At 36.6% G+C, this 18,297-nt stretch carries 19 protein-coding genes and 1 riboswitch; of the genes, 4 read left to right on the plus strand and 15 right to left on the minus strand.

Annotated elements, in window-relative coordinates; all coding sequences use genetic code 11:
- The 4 genes from WBF63_RS03175 to WBF63_RS03190 are packed head-to-tail and all read right to left on the minus strand — an operon-like array spanning window position 1 to window position 2,257.
- A complete protein-coding gene (locus WBF63_RS03175; protein WP_424368245.1) occupies window positions 1–723 on the minus strand; it encodes a hypothetical protein in 723 nt (240 codons plus the stop codon).
- A gap of 16 nt (window positions 724–739) precedes the next feature.
- Window positions 740–1,204, minus strand: coding sequence for a nuclear transport factor 2 family protein (locus WBF63_RS03180; RefSeq protein ID WP_424368246.1), 465 nt, complete (start codon window positions 1,202–1,204; stop codon window positions 740–742).
- An 8-nt stretch (window positions 1,205–1,212) separates the two neighbouring features.
- Window positions 1,213–2,061 (minus strand): peptide chain release factor N(5)-glutamine methyltransferase, encoded by an 849-nt coding sequence (prmC, locus tag WBF63_RS03185; RefSeq protein WP_424368247.1) that lies wholly within the window; start codon window positions 2,059–2,061, stop codon window positions 1,213–1,215.
- Window position 2,062: 1 nt separating this feature from the next.
- Window positions 2,063–2,257, minus strand: a complete 195-nt coding sequence (locus WBF63_RS03190) for a hypothetical protein (protein ID WP_424368248.1) — start codon at window positions 2,255–2,257, stop codon at window positions 2,063–2,065.
- A 76-nt stretch (window positions 2,258–2,333) separates the two neighbouring features.
- On the opposite strand from WBF63_RS03190, the gene WBF63_RS03195 reads away from it, so the two are divergent.
- Window positions 2,334–2,720: a barstar family protein gene (locus WBF63_RS03195; RefSeq protein ID WP_424368249.1), complete on the plus strand. Its 387-nt coding sequence runs from the start codon at window positions 2,334–2,336 to the stop codon at window positions 2,718–2,720.
- A gap of 54 nt (window positions 2,721–2,774) precedes the next feature.
- On the opposite strand, the gene WBF63_RS03200 is transcribed toward WBF63_RS03195, so the two are convergent.
- From WBF63_RS03200 to WBF63_RS03215, 4 genes are all read right to left on the minus strand, one after another.
- Window positions 2,775–3,071, minus strand: coding sequence for a hypothetical protein (locus WBF63_RS03200; protein WP_424368250.1), 297 nt, complete (start codon window positions 3,069–3,071; stop codon window positions 2,775–2,777).
- An 11-nt stretch (window positions 3,072–3,082) separates the two neighbouring features.
- Window positions 3,083–4,255, minus strand: coding sequence for a homoserine dehydrogenase (locus WBF63_RS03205; RefSeq protein WP_424368251.1), 1,173 nt, complete (start codon window positions 4,253–4,255; stop codon window positions 3,083–3,085).
- A 91-nt stretch (window positions 4,256–4,346) separates the two neighbouring features.
- On the minus strand, window positions 4,347–5,516 hold the full coding sequence (locus WBF63_RS03210; protein WP_424368252.1) for a trans-sulfuration enzyme family protein: 1,170 nt from the start codon (window positions 5,514–5,516) through the stop codon (window positions 4,347–4,349).
- Between the two features lie 133 nt (window positions 5,517–5,649).
- Window positions 5,650–5,751, minus strand: a riboswitch (SAM riboswitch).
- 153 nt (window positions 5,752–5,904) lie between these two features.
- Window positions 5,905–6,375, minus strand: coding sequence for a hypothetical protein (locus WBF63_RS03215; protein WP_424368253.1), 471 nt, complete (start codon window positions 6,373–6,375; stop codon window positions 5,905–5,907).
- A 133-nt stretch (window positions 6,376–6,508) separates the two neighbouring features.
- On the opposite strand from WBF63_RS03215, the gene WBF63_RS03220 reads away from it, so the two are divergent.
- From WBF63_RS03220 to WBF63_RS03230, 3 genes are all read left to right on the plus strand, one after another.
- Window positions 6,509–6,955 (plus strand): hypothetical protein, encoded by a 447-nt coding sequence (locus tag WBF63_RS03220; RefSeq protein WP_424368254.1) that lies wholly within the window; start codon window positions 6,509–6,511, stop codon window positions 6,953–6,955.
- 261 nt (window positions 6,956–7,216) lie between these two features.
- Window positions 7,217–9,004: a DEAD/DEAH box helicase gene (locus WBF63_RS03225; protein ID WP_424368255.1), complete on the plus strand. Its 1,788-nt coding sequence runs from the start codon at window positions 7,217–7,219 to the stop codon at window positions 9,002–9,004.
- 230 nt (window positions 9,005–9,234) lie between these two features.
- Window positions 9,235–9,426, plus strand: a complete 192-nt coding sequence (locus WBF63_RS03230; RefSeq protein WP_424368256.1) for a cold-shock protein — start codon at window positions 9,235–9,237, stop codon at window positions 9,424–9,426.
- 93 nt (window positions 9,427–9,519) lie between these two features.
- On the opposite strand, the gene WBF63_RS03235 is transcribed toward WBF63_RS03230, so the two are convergent.
- The 7 genes from WBF63_RS03235 to WBF63_RS03265 form a co-directional block, all read right to left on the minus strand.
- A complete protein-coding gene (locus WBF63_RS03235; protein ID WP_424368257.1) occupies window positions 9,520–9,966 on the minus strand; it encodes a PepSY-like domain-containing protein in 447 nt (148 codons plus the stop codon).
- A 39-nt stretch (window positions 9,967–10,005) separates the two neighbouring features.
- Complete coding sequence (locus WBF63_RS03240; RefSeq protein ID WP_424368258.1) at window positions 10,006–10,524, minus strand: DNA-3-methyladenine glycosylase; 519 nt, start codon at window positions 10,522–10,524, stop codon at window positions 10,006–10,008.
- 65 nt (window positions 10,525–10,589) lie between these two features.
- Window positions 10,590–11,144 (minus strand): ribosome recycling factor, encoded by a 555-nt coding sequence (gene frr / locus WBF63_RS03245; protein WP_424368259.1) that lies wholly within the window; start codon window positions 11,142–11,144, stop codon window positions 10,590–10,592.
- A 77-nt stretch (window positions 11,145–11,221) separates the two neighbouring features.
- Complete coding sequence (gene pyrH, locus WBF63_RS03250; protein ID WP_424368260.1) at window positions 11,222–11,926, minus strand: UMP kinase; 705 nt, start codon at window positions 11,924–11,926, stop codon at window positions 11,222–11,224.
- A gap of 266 nt (window positions 11,927–12,192) precedes the next feature.
- Window positions 12,193–12,747 carry a hypothetical protein gene (locus tag WBF63_RS03255; protein ID WP_424368261.1) on the minus strand — a complete coding sequence of 185 codons (555 nt, stop codon included), beginning with the start codon at window positions 12,745–12,747 and terminating at the stop codon, window positions 12,193–12,195.
- 84 nt (window positions 12,748–12,831) lie between these two features.
- Window positions 12,832–14,082, minus strand: a complete 1,251-nt coding sequence (locus tag WBF63_RS03260; protein WP_424368262.1) for a hypothetical protein — start codon at window positions 14,080–14,082, stop codon at window positions 12,832–12,834.
- Window positions 14,083–14,318: 236 nt separating this feature from the next.
- Window positions 14,319–18,230 carry a hybrid sensor histidine kinase/response regulator transcription factor gene (locus WBF63_RS03265; RefSeq protein ID WP_424368263.1) on the minus strand — a complete coding sequence of 1,304 codons (3,912 nt, stop codon included), beginning with the start codon at window positions 18,228–18,230 and terminating at the stop codon, window positions 14,319–14,321.
- Window positions 18,231–18,297 lie beyond the last annotated feature (67 nt).

Here is an 18,297-nt window from a genome sequence, read left to right on the forward strand (position 1 = left end):
CTATTTTGCCTTTTTCATCTCAATGGTGTTGTATCCACCGGTAATTGTGGTTAGAATTAATCTGGATTTGTCGCCGATTACCGTATAAATCGTGTTTTCACTTCCGTCAAGATTTAGTTGGAATTTTTCATCCATGAACCATGTGCCGTCAGTCGTGATGATTTCTTCTCCAACTACTTCAGATTTTTGATAGTTTCCTTCCGGATGGAATTCAAACCAAGTATTTTCAATATTCTCTACCGGAATTCGATCTTCTACACTTTCAAATCTTTTTAAAATTACGTTCCATTTGCCTGAAGTTAGGAGTTGAACTGTTTCTTCATTTGACTTAACTTTAGGTACATGAACATAATGAATTAGCCCAATTTTAAATTTACCATTATCAACATAATTTAAAAGTAATTCTAACTCACTTATTTCTTCTACTAATGCGCGATATTTACTTTTTCCTTCTTGAAAGTGAATGGCATTTGTTTCGGTATTATAAACCCATTTTCCAACGATTTTTCCGGCAATTTCGTTAGGAACTTCGTAAGTTCCATCCTTATTGAATTTAACCCAGCTAGAACGGATTTTCTCATCGCTCTCTTCGTCCATTCTTTCACCTTCTGGCGTTATGTTGTATGAAATATTCCAGGTTGAAGAGGTTAATAAATCTTCAACATTTCCAGTTTGAGCCATTGAAATCAGCGGGAGCAAGAGTGCTAGTAAGAATTTCATCATAAATCAAATGTAGTGATTATTCGTCAAAATCTACTTCCACACTTTGTCGGGCGAGAAGTTGCCATCTTTCGCTTTCATAAATCCATAATTCCAAGATTTTTAAATCCACTTCAAAATCATAATCTTCAAGTTCTCCAATTGCAGTAAGTTTCCGTGCAATGGTTTTTAAATTTTCAGAAGAATGATGAATCTCCGGTTCACTAATTATTCGAAATTCGTGATAGTGGATCTTATTAGAGGGTAGATTTTTGAGTAAAGAAATTTTGGTTTCCCACCAGCCATTGGAATGTCCCAAAATCAAATCTTTATGAATTAATTTCTCAAGACTTGCCGTGTCTTTTTTTAGCAATGCATCGTCAAGCTCACTACTCATCGCCCAGACAGTGGAGGGAGCTGCATTGGGATTGGTTGAATGAATTTCTTGTGCAATAACTAATGAATTAGTTAATAAAATGACTAACAATGATTTAAATTTCCTCATATGAAGTTTTAATTAAATGATTTTATCATTCTAAAATTTCCCGATATGTCTTTTTTAAGTTCGGTATTTTTGAAATTATTTTGGAATAATTCTTTTGCTTCTTGGGCTAAATTCTGATTGATTTCCACATAAATTTTTCCGTTTGGTTTTAAATTATTTTTTGCTAACTCTATGATTTTCTCATAAAAAACCAAAGCATTTTGGTCAGGAACAAACAAAGCGGAATGCGGCTCAAATTTGACAACATTTTCATCCATTTCTGACTTTTCCGTTTCACCGATATAGGGCGGATTGCTTACGATGATATCGAATTCCGGCAATTCCTTGAAATCCATAGTCAGGAAATCATTTTGAATGAATTGAATGTCGGTTTGGTGATAATCCGCATTGATTTGGGCTGTTTCGATGGCTTTTTCCGAAAAATCCATTGCCCAAACTGATGCATTTGGTAAATTTTTCTTCAAAACAATGGGAATGCAACCGCTTCCCGTACCGATGTCGATTATTTTTAATTCAGCATTTTTAACATCATTTAAAATCCATTCGACCAATTCTTCCGTTTCAGGACGGGGAATCAACACATTTTCATTGACAAAAAATTTCATGCCGTAAAATTCCGTTTCGCCGAGGATATATTGAATAGGTGTATGATCTTTCAGAAGCACTAATTTAAATAAAAATTGGTTTTTCTTTTCTTCAAATTCCCACCATTCTTCCTCCAAAGCCAATCTTAAAATATGCTCCGGTTTATCCAGAATTTTCTCTGCAATCCAAAAGAAAATCCGGTCGATTTCCGAAGAAGAATAAATCGATTGAAGTTCTTTTTGATAGGTGTTTTGGAGTTCCAAAAGCTTCATTCTAACATTCTTTTATTCGTTTAATTAAAATTCGTAAGTTAATGAGAGTAAATACGATAAATAATCCAAATAAAACGTAATTCATGATGGTTTCTCCTTCCGGATTTCGTAAAATCACAAAGCGGTTGTAGGTGATATAAACACTCAAACCTACGATGACCACATATAAAAGAATCCAAATCAATTTTTTATTCATCCTGTATTTTTTGTAAAGATGCTAATTCTTGTTTAAATGTTCCGAACGGAAATTCATTTCTTTGTATATGCGAAAAATGAAATTGGAAATAGACGGAAATAATTTTCAAACGATAGAAGGTTTTTATGCGGAATTGAATCGTTTGACGATGGCCGATGAGGATTGGAAACTGGGTGCGAGCCTGGATGCTTTTCATGATTTTTTATATGGTAGCTATGGAAGTTTAAAAGGATTTGAACTACTAGAAATCATTTGGTTGAACAGTGAAAAGAGTCAAAAAGATTTGGGTTTTGAAGCGACGCTTCAGTATTACCAAAATAAATGGGACCAACCGGGAAAATTCAATTCTGAATTTGTCCAAAAGAAAATGGAAGAATTGCAGGCGGGAACCGGAAAAACTTATTTTGAAATTCTTCTCGAAATCATTTCAGAACATTCAGATGTTCAATTGGTTTTGAAATAAAAATCCCTTGCAAAAATTGGCAAGGGAAAAACAAGAACAAACATTCAGAATGAATTAATTGAAATCAACCGGTATAAGCGTTTTAATTCCTAAAATCACTTCCAAATAAACCGGTTTTTTGAAGGAAATGATACAGAATCCATCTTTCAGCGAAGACTTTAAATATTCCAGATTATAGTTTCTCGATTTAAAAGTTTTCCCCAAATACCTTGTGTGCAGGCTTCTGTAAATGACATCGTTTAATTTTTTGTCGGGGTTATCATTGGGTTGGTGCGTCACCAAACGGTTGTATTGGTTAACCAATTCCAAATCATCCAATTCCAGCAGGAAATTAAAATCATATTCAATCATAATGTTAAGTTTTAAAAAGAAATAACCGAAACCGATTCATTTTCCAGCCATCCTGAATTTTTCAAATCGCTCAGGCGGATGGTTCCGGTAACATATTCATATTCTTTACTTTGGTAGGATTCTTCGATGTTTTGAAAAATCTCTTTATTTAATTTTTGTCCCGGCTTGAAACCGACATAAAATTTTTTTTCCACGAAATATTCTCCGTGAAATCCGTTTTTGATTCCCTTTCTCAATTCGTATTTGTAATCATAACGAAGCGCAGAAATATCGCTTAAAACGGCCGATGAAGTAGGGTAGCGGCCGGCGCCTTTACCATAGAGAAATTGTTCGTCGGCCAACGCACTGCCTATTAAAACACCGTTGTATTCATTGTTTACCAAACCCAAAGTTTTTGATTTTTCAATGAAAGTCGGAACGACAATCGGTGTTAAATTTCCGGATTCATCCAAAGCACATCCTGCTATCAATTTGATGATCAATCCCTTTTCAGCAGCATAGATGAAGTCTTCATTTTTCAATGCGGTGATTCCTTTTTTCAAAATATCATTTGGAGAGACCAATCGTCCGAAAGCATGTAAAATAATGATGGATAGTTTGTTAGCTGCATCTGTGCCTTCTACATCAAGCGCAGGATTACTTTCCGCAAAACCGTTTTCCTTTGCCGATTTAAGTGCTTTCTCATAACTTTCATTTTCCGATTTCATTTTGGTCAAAATGTAATTGGTCGATCCGTTAACGATTCCCTGAATATAGTTAAGCAAATCGTTGTCATAATATTCTTCCAGATTCCGCAAAATGGGAACGCTTCCGCATACCGCGGCTTCATATAGAAAAGAGACTTGATTTTTACGTTGTAACTCAATGAGTTCCAAATGGTGTTCGGCGATCATTTTTTTATTGGCACTCACCACCGATTTCCCTTTGTTTAAAGCTGTTTTCACGATTTCAAAAGCAGCATCGGCATCATCGATTAATTCGACTACGATGTCAATTTCCGGATCGTTTAGGATATCTTCTGCTTCGGTAGAAAATAATTCAGTCGGTGCATTTCTTTGTTTATCAGGATGTTTGATGACGATTTTTTTGATGTTTGTATTGAGCTGGGATTTTTCGGAAAGCACTTGGTAAATTCCTTCTCCCACCACACCAAATCCAAATAAACCGATGTTAAGTTTTTTCATTTCTTATCATTTTAAAAATTGGCCGATTACGTTATTAATTAACTGAGGAAGTCTTATTTAATATTTGTGTGATTCTTCGGCCAATCATTGGTTAGCATTCCTTAAAAATCAACTTTTCTTTTTTATTCAACGCTGCATCCAAATCTGCGATCAAATCTTCTACATCTTCAATTCCGCAGGAAAGTCGTATCAGAGAATCCTGAACGCCAGATTGTAAGCGTTTTTCTCTCGGAATGGAAGCATGTGTCATCTGTGCCGGATGGCAAAGCAAACTTTTGACACCACCCAAACTTTCGGCGAGCTTGAAATACTTTGTGGATGTAACAAATTGATTGGCAGCTTCCACTGTGTCATCTTTCAGACTGAAGGAAACCACGCCGCCAAACAGCCCGTTTTGTTGTTTTCTAGCAACTTCATGATTTTTGTGTGTAGTTAATCCGGGATAATAAACCTTATCCACTTCTTGCCTCGTTGTCAGATATTTTGCAATTTTGATTGCATTTTCGCTTTGTTGTCTGACCCTTAATTCAAGCGTTTCGATTCCACGAATGGCTAAAAAACAATCCCACGGGCCGAGTATTCCTCCGGTGGCGTTTTGTATAAATTTTATTTTTTCTGATAATTCTTTGGTTTTGGTCACAACCAAACCGGCAACCAAATCGGAATGCCCTGCCAGGTATTTGGTTGCGCTATGGATGATGATGTCGGCACCCAATTCAAAAGGAAGTTGGGCGACAGGACTCGCAAACGTATTGTCCACCACGAGAAGTGAACCGAAAGGTTTTGCGATTTCTGAAATTTTTTGAATGTCCGAAACTTTTAAAGTCGGATTGGTAGGGGATTCGATCCAAATCAATTTGGTCTTTTCATTGATGAATTCCAAAATGTTTTCGGCATCGGTCGTGTCCACATAATGGATTTTAATCCCTAATTTTTCATAAATATGGGTGAACAACCGATAAGCGCCACCATAAATATCGTCCACCGCGATGATTTCATCTCCGGTGGAAAGTAGCTTGGCAACGGCATCTATGGCTGCCAGACCGGTCGCAAATGCAAAGGCATCATCGCCGCCTTCTAATTTCGCAACGATGTTCTCCAGTGCCTTTCTTGTGGGATTATTGCTTCTGGCGTAGTCATAGCCTTTGTGCACACCCGGCGCTTGCTGAACGAAAGTGGAAGTTTGGTAAACCGGAACGGAAATCGATCCTGTTAATTCGTCTACAGGGACGGAATGAATGATGTCTGTAATTCTGCTCATGATATTTGTGTTTTTTAGTTACTTGTTGTCAAAACCTTATCAAGAGCAGCTTCAGAAAAAGTCCAAAAAAAAGACCCTTCTGATAAGTCAGAAGAGTCCGTTATATTTTGTAATTATAATCTAAACTTTACTTCACTTATCTTTCTGCCATGCGGCGGATGGATGTAGCACCTTGTCAAAAGACAGGTTGCTAAAGCTTCATTGGGCCATTTCCCTCAGCTTTTCTTGATAAGACAATTTTTGTATGAACTTCTCGGATGCAAATTTAATTTCGAAATAATGGAATTTCCAAATATATTTTTGTTAAAATTTTAAATTATGATATAATTACCTGAATAAAAATTAGTTAAAATTTTATAATTGATATTTAAATTCATTTTCAATTCATTCAAAACCCAACACTTACGCCCAAAATAGGTCGCAATCCGGTGGAGAATAAACTGGAACTTTTATCGTACAAAACATTGTACATCAAACCTGCGTATAACTGAACTTTTCCGGTGGTCCGATAACCACCACCCAACCAAAGCGCTGATTCATTAAAATTGTATTTGAAATTATCGGACTCAAATTCATATTCGATTTCGTTGGTTCCCGTATAATATTCGTAATGCGCACGGGCAAAAAGTGAAGGAATCGGATAATAATTTAAATAAGGCCCCGCGTTAAAAAGATTTTGTTTGGAGTCGCTCCATTTTGAATATTGATAACCCACTGTAAGTCCACCTTCCAGTTGAGGAATGATTTCGTAACCGACAAATGGAGAAATGGCAAATCCAAAATACCCATTACTCCCAAATCCCAAACCCAATCCACCACCGAAACGCCATTTGGAAGGTGAATAATCTTCTTTTGTCATTTCTTGGCAAAACCCTGTTAATGATATACTTAAGATAAAAAGGCAGATAAATTTTCTCATAATAAATTCTTTTCTGATGTGGGACATTTTTATTTCAGACAATATTAGCTAATTTTATTAAAAATTAAGCATTATGTCGTTAAAAGAAGAAATTAAAAATCGGATTATTGAAATCGAAAAAGAAGAGCTGAAAGGTTTGAAAGATATGTATGAAACCTATTCAGAAGCGGCAGATTTGGATGAAGAATCTTCCCTTGATCCCGAAGATTTTTCTAAACAAGACCAAAGCCGAGAATCAGCAAAAAGTTTAGAAATTCGTATTAATCGCGCAAAAATGGCTTTGGACAGTTTTTTAAATTTAGATTTTGACGCTAAATCAGAAGTGGAACCAGGCGCTTTGGTGCTAACCGATTCTCTGAATTTCTTCATCGGAATTTCGGCCACAATGTTTGATCATGAAGGAAAAAAATACATAGGACTAAATGTGGATGCGCCTATTTATGCAGCTTTGCAAGGTGCAAAAGCCGGTGATGAAGTGGAATTCAACAATCAGAAATATAAGATCAAAGAGATTTTCTAAATTTGACATTCACAATCCTTACTTCTGAAGTATAAATATAGAATTCAATAAAATCTGAAGCTTGTTTTTTTAAATTTAAATATAATTAAAATAAATTTTGTAATTTTGCGCCCGTTTTCCGGGTGGAAAACACGAATGTAAAAGATTCATTTTGGGTTTGATAGGCTGCGTGGCCGTTTGATTTCATCTTTCGCATTCGATTTTTAACAAAAATCTCCGGTGCGAGGATAAATGGACCAGTTACCGGCTAAAAAAATTAAAATGACAACATTTCAAGAAATGGGCTTGAATCCTGCGATTCAAAAAGCCATTGACGAACTTGGGTTCGTCGCACCTACGCCTATTCAGCAACAGGCAATTCCTCAAATTTTAAGTTCCGAACAGGATTTAATCGCATTGGCGCAAACCGGAACCGGTAAAACCGCTGCTTTTGGATTACCAATTTTGGATCAACTTAGTGTGGAAAGCCGTACCATTCAGGCAATCATTCTTTGTCCGACTCGTGAACTTTGTTTGCAAATCACCAAAGATTTGGAAGTTTATTCCAAATACTTGGGAAATGTGATGATCCAATCTGTTTATGGAGGAGCTGATGCACAAAAACAAATCAACGGACTGAAGAAAAACCCGCAAATCGTCGTCGGAACTCCCGGTCGAACTTTGGATTTAATTAACCGAAGAGCGTTGAAAATCAACCATGTAAATTGGGTAGTGCTGGACGAAGCAGACGAAATGCTCAACATGGGTTTCCGTGAGGACATTGATGCGATTTTGGAAACAACTCCCATCGAAAAACAAACTTTGCTTTTCTCTGCAACGATGCCAAAGGAAGTTAGAAGAATTGCCAGCGAATATATGCACAAGCCGGTTGAGATTTCAATGGGGAAATCAAATGAGGCTTCCAATGATGTTGAACATCAGTATTTTATGGTGCGTGCCAACGACCGTTATTTGGCACTGAAACGAATTGCCGACATCAATCCAGATGTCTATGGAATCGTTTTCTGTCGTACAAGACGTGAAACAAAAGAAGTTGCAGATGCACTGATTCAAGATGGATACAATGCCGATGCTTTGCACGGGGATTTGTCTCAAGCACAGCGTGATACGGTGATGGATAAGTTCAGAAGAAAACAATTGCAGTTGTTGGTGGCTACCGATGTTGCTGCGCGTGGAATTGATGTAACCGAACTTACCCACGTCATCAATTATAATTTGCCCGATGATCCGGAAGTATATGTACACCGAAGCGGTCGTACAGGGCGTGCCGGAAACAAAGGAATTTCTATCATCATCGCACATTCAAGAGAAGGCCGAAGAATTAAAGATTTAGAAAAATTAATTCATAAAAAAATCGAGCGCAAACAAGTTCCAAACGGTCAGGAAATCGTGGAAAGACGTTTGTTTGCAACGATTGATAAAATTGAGAAAATCGAAGTTGACGAAGCGCAAATTGAGCCGTATATGGACACCATTTCCCAAAAATTGGAATGGATGGACCGTGACGAATTGCTCAGAAGATTTGTTTCGATGGAATTCAATACTTTCCTTGATTATTACAAAGATGCCAAAGATTTGAATGTCAGCGAATCGGGTAGAGGAGAGCGTGAAAGCAGACGCGGAAACGTTCGCGGATTTACTCGTTTCTATATCGGAATTGGAGAAAAGCAGAAACTGAAAGCGCCCAATCTGATTGGTTTGATCAATGAAGTTACCAACAAACGCGACATCGAAATCGGGAAAATTGAAATTCTGAGAAACTTTTCATTTTTTGAAGCCGACAGTGAATATGAAAAACTGATTTTGGACTCTTTCGCAAACGAAGAAGCCGATGTTCAGATTTCAAATCCTGAAAACAAAGACAGTGGCGAAAGAAGAGGTGGCGATCGAGATAAAAAGCGAGGCGGAAAATCTTTTGGTGGAAAACGCGGTGGATTTGAAGGCAAAAAAGGCGGATATTCACGTTCCGGTGGAAAACAAGAATTCGGCGGTGGAAGAAACAAAGGCCGTAGCGGCGGCGGAAGAAGCGGCGGCGGACGTAGAAGATAATTATGTTTAATGAATTGAAAGCCTGTATTTTACAGGCTTTTTTTGTGTTCTGATTTAAACTTTTTCCCACATTTATTTTAAGATGAATAAGATTTTAAAATCATTTTTCTTTTTGAGACTATATTATGTAGGTGTTAATTTATTTGGTACAAATATAAAGATCGAAAATATACTAAATTTATAGTGCAAAGCCGGATTTATAGTTATATCTTTCGCCAAATTATAATTTTATGAATAAAGGTACTGTCAAATTCTTCAATGAAACCAAAGGTTACGGATTTATTAAAGATGACGAGTCAGGTAAAGAGTATTTCGTTCACGTAACCGGATTGGTTGATAAAGTTAGAGACAACGATGAGGTGTCTTTTGACTTGGAAGAAGGAAAAAAAGGAACGAATGCTGTAAATGTTAGAAGAGCTTAAGAATTAGGTTTATAAGATTTACGAATGACAAAAAAAGGTTTCGCTGAGTATCGCGGAACCTTTTTTGTTTTTTTTTATTAAATGGATTGAAACTTAATCATCAATTCTCAGGAAATCACCATTTAAACTAAATTCAAGATCAATTCCGTTGGTGAGTTCAACTTCATATTTGTTACGATCTTTTTCAATTTTTGAAACTTGATGGGGTGCGAAATTTTGGGTGATATGCTGAACAATTTTTCTTGGAATAAATCCTTCTGGCAAAGCTTCTTTATTTTTCGCATCTACTTCTTTCCAATTTCCTTTATTGTCAAATTCAATTTCGGTTCCGTTGCTAAGCACAATTTCATAATCGGTTCTATTACCGTAATTATCTTTTTCTGCCTGAACAACTCTTTCGTTAATGAAGTTTTCCTTTAAAAATGTCTGTGCCGATTTTGGCAAGTCTTCTTTGGTGATGTTCGATTTTTGTGCATTCAATCCGGCTGATAAAAACATTGCCATCATGGATAAAGTCAGGGTTTTGTAAATAGATTTCATATTAATTTTTTTAATGAATAATCGCTGAGAAATCAGCATCTAAATTTCCAAAACAAACCGCCATGGTTTGTTTTTCCAGACTTCTCCTGCATAATCTATACCAATTCGGGGTGTGGAAATAATTTTTCCGACAGACTCTGAATCTTCCACCCAAATTCGGTTTGAACTTTCCAGGTTTTCACCATAAAAAGATTTATCAAGTTCTAATAATTTACCTAATTTGCCCGGGCCGCTGCAAGCTTGAGTTCCTCGGATCAAAACGGCCTGTGGTTCATTTTGATTGCCTGTCACAAAATTCAGCATCCAATACATTCCATAAATCAGATACACATACACCAATCCGCCTTCCTCAAACATCACCGAAGTTCTCGCTGTTTTTCCTTTGCTTGCGTGACAAGCCAAATCTTCAGGACCGATGTAGGCTTCTGTTTCGGTTATGACGGAACGAAAGATATCACCGTTTCCGAAATCTCGCACCAAAGTTTTACCCATCAATTTTTGTGCGATAAATAGCGCATCGTTTGATTGGAACCAGGATTGAGAAATTCGTTCTGACATAAATTAAAATTAATAAAAAAACGCTGTCAGATTTCCAACAGCGTTTCAAATATTTTCAAATAACCTTAAACGGTCATAATTTCTTTTTCTTTTAAGGCTAGAATATCGTCGGTTGATTTGACGTATTTGTCCGTAAGTGTTTGGATGTTGTCTTCGTATTGTTTTTTCAAATCATCAGAAGCATTTTCTTCTTTTTTGATGTCGTTATTGGCATCTTTTCGCGCATTTCTGATACTTACTTTTGCGTTTTCTGCTTCTGCTTTTGCCAATTTCGCCAATTCTTTACGTCTTTCTTCTGTTACCGGCGGAATGCTGATGATAATCATATCTCCGTTGTTAGAAGGAGCAAAGCCAAGGTTTGCATTGATGATTGCTTTTTCCATTTCAGGAATCAGGTTTTTTTCCCAAGGTTGAACTGTAATTGTTCGTGCATCTGGTGTGCCGATGTTAGCAGCTTGGCTCAAAGGAGTCGAATTTCCGTAATAATCAAATCTCACGGTAGAAAGCATCGCAGGACTTGCTTTTCCCGCACGAAGTTTGGTCAGTTCTTTTTCCAAATGTTCCAATGCTTTTTGCATCTGATCTTTTGCTTCTTCTACTATAAAATCTAATTCTTCCATTTTAATTTATTTTTTAGAATTCCGAAATTCACTGTTTGCAGTGCGAATATATTAATTCAAACCACAAGATTCAAAATTTACTTGACTAAAGTTCCGATGTTTTCCCCTTTCACCAATTTAGTCAGATTACCTTTGGTATTCATGTCAAATACGATAATCGGTAAATTATTTTCTTGGCTAAGTGTAAAAGCCGTCATATCCATCACATTGAGCCCTTTTTGATAAACTTCTGCAAAAGTCAAAGTATCAAATTTGGTGGCCGATGTATCTTTTTCCGGGTCAGCGGTGTAAATTCCGTCCACTCGGGTTCCTTTCAGAATTACGTCAGCACCGATTTCAATGGCACGTAATGTAGCCGCAGTATCGGTCGTAAAATAAGGATTTCCCGTTCCTGCGCCAAATATTACCACACGTCCTTTTTCCAAATGTCGGGTTGCACGTCTTTTGATAAAAGGCTCAGCGATTTGTTCCATTCGTATGGCGGTTTGAAGTCGGGTATAAACGCCGGCTTCCTCTAGTGCTGATTGCAAGGCCATAGAATTGATAACCGTAGCCAACATTCCCATATAATCGCCTTGCACACGATCCATTCCCTGTGCCGCTCCTGCAACTCCACGGAAAATATTTCCTCCGCCGATTACAATTGCAACTTCTACTCCCAATTCCACAACCGATTTAATTTCCTGGGCGTATTCATTCAGCCTTTCAGGGTCAATTCCGTATTGACGATTTCCCATCAGCGCTTCGCCACTTAGTTTCAGGAGTATTCTTTTGTATTTCATTTTTCTTGAATTGAATTTTGCACTGCAAATATAGGAAAGCAAAAAGGGATTTATTTTGAATTTTGAATTAAAAATTTGAAATGTTTAAAATCCGTAGGAATGAATTCTAATTCAGTTTAATAACCCAGGAAAACTAAATGTGTGCGGGAAAATCATCTTATACAACATACGACCTCGTCTGAGGTCGTACATTTGGATCTTAAGTTTTAGTAGATATTGGATCCTTGGTAAAGATTAAGAAGTATTTTTATGCGTTCAACTTAATTTCATTTATATTTTACATCCACACTTCCCGAAACCGGAGATCTGTTTTCTTTACTCATCAATTCGTGTGCGACTCCTTCAAAATCAAAACGAATTTTGTCTTTGCTTAATTCATGAACGGTGAGAGTACCTTCTTCAAAAATCAAACGTTTGTTTATGGATTTTTCTACACTTCTTCCGGAGTCAAAGAAATTCAAATCGATTTTAATGATACCTCCAAAGTTATCTTGTGGAAATATGTAGGTGATGGGTATTTTATCCAGAATATCCTTTTCATAGAAGTTCAGATTGATTTCAAATTTATCAGCATTTTTTACAGTGTGTGTTTTTCTGAACAATGTTTTAATCGGATGTTCATTAAAATTTATAGTGTCTTTTACACGTTCATTAGCGCTGATGGTTCGGGTGTTACCGTCAATTGTGAAAACGATGGATGGGTTATCATTGTTTTTGATAGTTATAGTTTCTGCAAGGTTTTCCGCTTTTTCATTTTTGGAGTCATTGCAGGAAATAAGTGTGAGAATACTTATCAATAATGTTGATTTAATTAGATTCATTTTTCAATTTTTACAGGTTTTTAAAAAGAAAAATCAAACAGCCTTCTTTTAAAAAGGCTGTTTGTGGTTAACAAATAATTACAACTATTGAAGTGCTGTGACTTTAAATTTATAGGGTGTGAGCCAGGTATCCGGCAAAGCTTCACCGTCATCAAAATCCGCTGTTTTGTGCCCAAATACCATATAGGCTTTAAACTCTATATAATAAACACCGGGTTCTAAAGTATTATTTGAGGTTTTATAGTATAAAGATCCAGCCTCTGCACCAGCGGGATTCCCTGAAATGGGTGTTAGATAGGTGACTATAGTTCCACCCGGCGAACTGTCTCTAAACATTCTAAAAGTAATAAAATTATCTGAGGGACTTTGTTGCAGCTCTACTTGTAATTTTGCAGGCTGATGGAGTACTACTTTATAGAAATCCTGGTGTTCTTCTTGAATGCCATATCCTTCATTGTTAATGTTGGCAAATGCTTCAATGGTTTCGTTTTTTGGAATAAATTTGGCTTGATCAAAATCATTGTTATACTCGTAACAGTCCATAATTCCTACATATTCCCATGTAATGGTATAAGTTTCGGGAAAGCTGCTTCCATTGAAGAATGGTTTTACCATCACATCATAACTGATGCCCGGATGCGCCGCAAAGGCTACTTTTCTTGTGGTATTGTCCGTCGTGCCGTTTGAACCGTTGATGATAGCCGCAGCGTCACCTGCAATTCTTATATCTATCCATGGAACAGATTCTTCAGCTTGAAGCGTTACGATATAATAGCCTCCTGCTGGGTCGGTGCTTGCCGGTAATAAACCGGGATATACGTCTTCTTCGTTGGGTTCAGACCAAGTACCGGAAATAGAATTGGTAAAGTTATCTGGTTCGTAGGGAGTACATTCGTTGAGCTCAGGTTCAGGTTCAGGCTCTGTGTAGGTTCTTACCCATTTTTGCATATTTCCGGCACCGCTATGACCTACACTAATTCGCAACGTGTCATCCTGTCCTAATTCCATAAAGCCTTCGTAATAATTGCCGTCTGAGCCCAATTCGCTATGTTGGTATTTCTTAATATCGGTGGCTATTATGTCTTTCCACTTTACACTATTGAGTGAGAAACTTGACCCGGCGGCATTGGTGACTTTCCCTTGATCACCCGTAACGGTTACTTCCATACCGTCTGAATCGGGATTGTTACTGTAAGCTCTATACCATTTTCCTTGAAGGTCATCTAGATTGTATTGGGGAGTTTCTTCACCACCTCCAGTGTCGTCATCGCTTGTGCAACTGACAACCACAGTTGTTAGAAAAATTAAGTACATAAATCTTGTAATAGTTTTCATAATTAAATTGTTTTTTTTTAGGTTATTAATTGTTAATACATTATAGGAATTACCTCTTTCTATTTTCATTAAAACAGGTCGATTCTACTGGTGTAAAACTATTTAATTATTGATAATGAGAATATTACAAATGTTTCAAAATTGCGAACAAATGTTTTTTTGAATAAATAATTGCATTTTGGAAACATATCATTGCCTTGCAAAAACATATTTTGATAAATGACCTAAATGAAAATTTAAAATGGGTCTTGCTGAAACTCTGCCGGTGTACAACCGAAGGTTTCTTTAAAGCATTTGGAGAAATAAGAAGGGGTATTGAAACCTACCAAATAGGAAATTTCCGAAACATGGCGTTGGCTTTTGAGTAATTCTTTGGCCATTTTCAATCGTTGGGAACGAATAAACTCTGAAGTAGAAACGCCCAAAACTGCGTGTAATTTTTTATGCAGTTGCGAACGACTCATGCCCATTAAACGAGAAAAAACCTCACTGGAAAGCGAAGGATCGGTAAGATGTTCTTGCGTCACTTTTTCCAATCTTTCCATAAACATTTGTTCGGTAGAAGTCACAAAAAGTTCCGGAGAAAGATGAAAAGTCTTTGAATAGATTTCTTTTAAATGCGCTCTGGACTGCAGTAAATTTCTGATTTTAAGTTTTAGAATTTCTTCGTTAAATGGTTTGGTGATATAATCGTCTGCTCCGGAAAGAAGCCCTTTGATTTCGTTTTCGTCGCCTACTTTTGCGGTAAGTAGTAAAATGGGAATATGGCTCGTTTGCTCGTTAAATTTAAGTTCGCGGCACAAATCAATTCCTGATTTAACCGGCATCATCACATCGCTGATAATCAGACTGGGAAAATTTTGAATGGCCACTTGAACTCCTTCCACGCCATCATTCGCTTCTATAATTTGATAATCATTTTTCAATATTGATTTTATGAACATCCGCATATCCGGATCGTCTTCTACCAGTAATACTGTGTTTTGATTATTGGTATCTTCAGAAATTTCATCCAAAGAATCTTCAAAATCCATGGGGAGTTCTGAATATTCCGATTGAACTGGACTTTTTTGCAGATTTTCCAATTCATTTTCATTAAAAAAAGTATTTGAAACCGGCAATTCAAGCAGAAAACTTATTTCATTCTCTTTAAACGACCGAACGCTGATATTTCCTTTTGCCAAAGTCGACAATTCTTTTACCAATGAAAGTCCGATGCCAATGCCGTCTGTGTTCTGTTTTCCAAAATAAAACCGATCAAAAACACGCGCCAATTCTTCGTCAGAAAGTGTATTGCCATTATTGTTGATGGTAAAATTGAACCAATCTTGGTTTTCAGAAGCTTGGATTTCAATAAAACCGTTTTCAGGCGTGTATTTTACGGCATTGCCAATCAAGTTAGTCAATACTTTTTCCGTCAGTTCTTTGTCAAACCAAACATTTTCAAGTCCTGTAACCCGATAGTTAAAATCAATCTTTTTTTGCTTGGCTTTGTATTCAAAATTACCAATTAGCTGATGAAGAAAAGAGTTCAAATTTCCCGGTGATATTTTTAATTGGACATGACCTGTTTCTAATTTGGCCATATCCAGCATTTGGTTGATGAGGTTGAGTAGTCTTTTGGAATTTCTTTTGATTAAATTTAATTCTAATTCATCCTCTACCGAATTATTCGGTCTTTTGAGTTGGTTTTCCACCGGTCCGGAAATCAGGGTTAACGGGGTACGGAATTCATGTGAAATATTATTGAATAACTTGGTTTTTAATTGATTAAGGCTTTCAAGCCGTTCCCGTTTGCGATACTCCATTTCCAATTGCATTTTTACTTGCCAGCGCCATTTAAAATACCGATAAACAAAATAAACCAGCACGCCGAATACCAACAAATAAAATCCCCATGCAGCGTAAGAAAGGTACCAAGGTTTGAGTATCTTGAAGCTAAATGTAGCCGGAATTTCACTCCAAATTCCATCATAATTGCTTGAAAGAACCTTAAATGTGTATTTCCCGGAAGGTAGATTGGTATAATGGGCAGAATTTATATTTCCGGATTCGATCCAATCGCTGTCATAATTTTCGAGTATATATCGGTATTGATTTCTTTCGGGTAATGAATAATGAAGGCTTGAAAAGGTGAAAGTAACCGTGTTTTCATTGGAATTGAATTTTTGAAAATCATGAAGTGAAACCGGTTGGCTGTGTATTTTAAATTGGGAAATAATGGTTTTAGGCTTGATTGGACTAAAAGACAAATCATTGGGATGAAACCAGTTTAAGCCTTCCAACCCACCAAAATAAAGCGTTCCGTTTGTGTCTTTGTAATAAGCTCCAGTGTTGAACTCATTGGTTTGCAAACCATCATAACTGGTGAAATTTTCTATACTGACGATAGAATCTCCAATCATAGTTGCCATCGTCAGTCCTTTGTTAGAACTCAGCCATAAATTGCTTTTTTCGTCTGGGAGTATGCCGTAAATGACGTTATTTGCCAGCCCTTGCTCAGTGGTAAAATGCTTTATTTTTTTTGTTTCTGAATTGTAAGCTTTCAATCCATTTCCGTTGGTGCCAATCCACAAAATTCCGTTGTGATAAAACAGTGATTTTATTCGGTCAGGGATTTGCTTTATTTTGGTAATTTGATCGGATTCAGTATCTAATAAATACAAACCTTCGGCTTCGGTTCCAATCCATAATTCATTTTCTTTACCTGATTCAACCGTACGTATTCCGCTGGAAAACAGATTTCTATTTTGTTCATTATACCTTTTTATTATTCCTTCCTTTTCGTTGAATAAAACCAAACCATTCAAGGTGCAAAGCCACAAATTTCCATTTTTAGCATTATAAATCTTCCACACAGACATTCCTTGGGTAGCTTCAAAAGTTGTAAAATGGTTATCCCCGGTCATTTTCTGCAAACCGTGATTTTGATGACCAATCCACAATCCCAAACTATTGCTGTGCAAACTCATAATTCTATTGCTGGAAAGTTTAGAATTGGAAGTCGTCAGTGTCTGGTATTCTTTTGTTTTAAAATCTACAGAGGTAAGTCCAAGGTTAGAAGTTCCCAGCCATATTTTTCCGTCTTTTTTAGAAATAGCTCTCACAAAATCGATGTTGAAATCATTGGGAATTTGTTTATTGGTCAGCACGTTAAATTTCACCAAATACTCATCGTAATAGCTCAAACCTGAACCGTCAGTTCCCAACCAAACCGTTCCGGTAAAGTCTTCGTAAAGACTGAGAACATCGTTGTAATGCAGGGCATACGGGTTGGTTTTATTGGCAACAAAATTCTGAATGGTCTCTTTTTCGAAATCTACTAAATAAGCACCTTTACCATAGGTAGCAATCCAAAGTTTATCACTGCTGTCAATCAGTATATCCTGTATAATCAAATTGGTGGGTAACGGGTTATTTTCAAAACCTGTAAACGGTTGAAAATGCATAGATTCGTCTGCGACAAACAAGCCATTTCCATAACTTCCCAAGAAAATTTTATTTTGAGCGGTCGATTTAGCAAAGGAACTAAAATTTGTGCCGGGTGCCACTTCGATAAATTCATAAGCTTTATTGTCAAATATTTTGATAATTCCTCCGGAAGTTGCTGCTAAGACAAAGTTTTTATATGGAAATAAATCATAAGTAGTTAAATGTATATCCGAAGGTTTTAAGATTTGCAGGGTATCTTTGGTTGTGGAAGAAATTTTATAAATTCCTGAACCATAAGTTCCTAAATAGTAATTTTTGGAAGAGTCCTGAATTAATAGACTTACATTTTCTATATTTTTGACCTGTTCAAATTTTTCTGATGCTTTATTTTGTTTGTGAAGAATTCCTGAATTCGTGATAATCCACACAACATCCTCATTGTCAACAAAAACTTTCCCTAATTTGCTATAAGTATTTCGGGTGACATCTTCAAACTGGTAAGGATAATATTGAAAATGTCTGCCGTCGTATTTGTTCAAGCCATCCTGAGTTGCAAACCACATAAAGCCGGTTTGGTCCTGGGTCATACTTACAATACTATTTTGCGACAAACCGTTATCAACCGTCAGGTTTCGGAAAGAAATTTGTTTTTCATTTTGTGCAAATCCTACAAAATTGGATAGAAAAAATAGTAAAAGAGGTAGTAGGGGTTTCAAAATCGTTTTTTTTTTTCAAATTTAAGAAATTACTTAAAAATGAAATAGATAGGGACTAAAAGAATGC

Origin of the sequence: Moheibacter sp. (assembly GCF_049672845.1) — a bacterium.
Classification (GTDB): Bacteria; Bacteroidota; Bacteroidia; order Flavobacteriales; family Weeksellaceae; genus Moheibacter.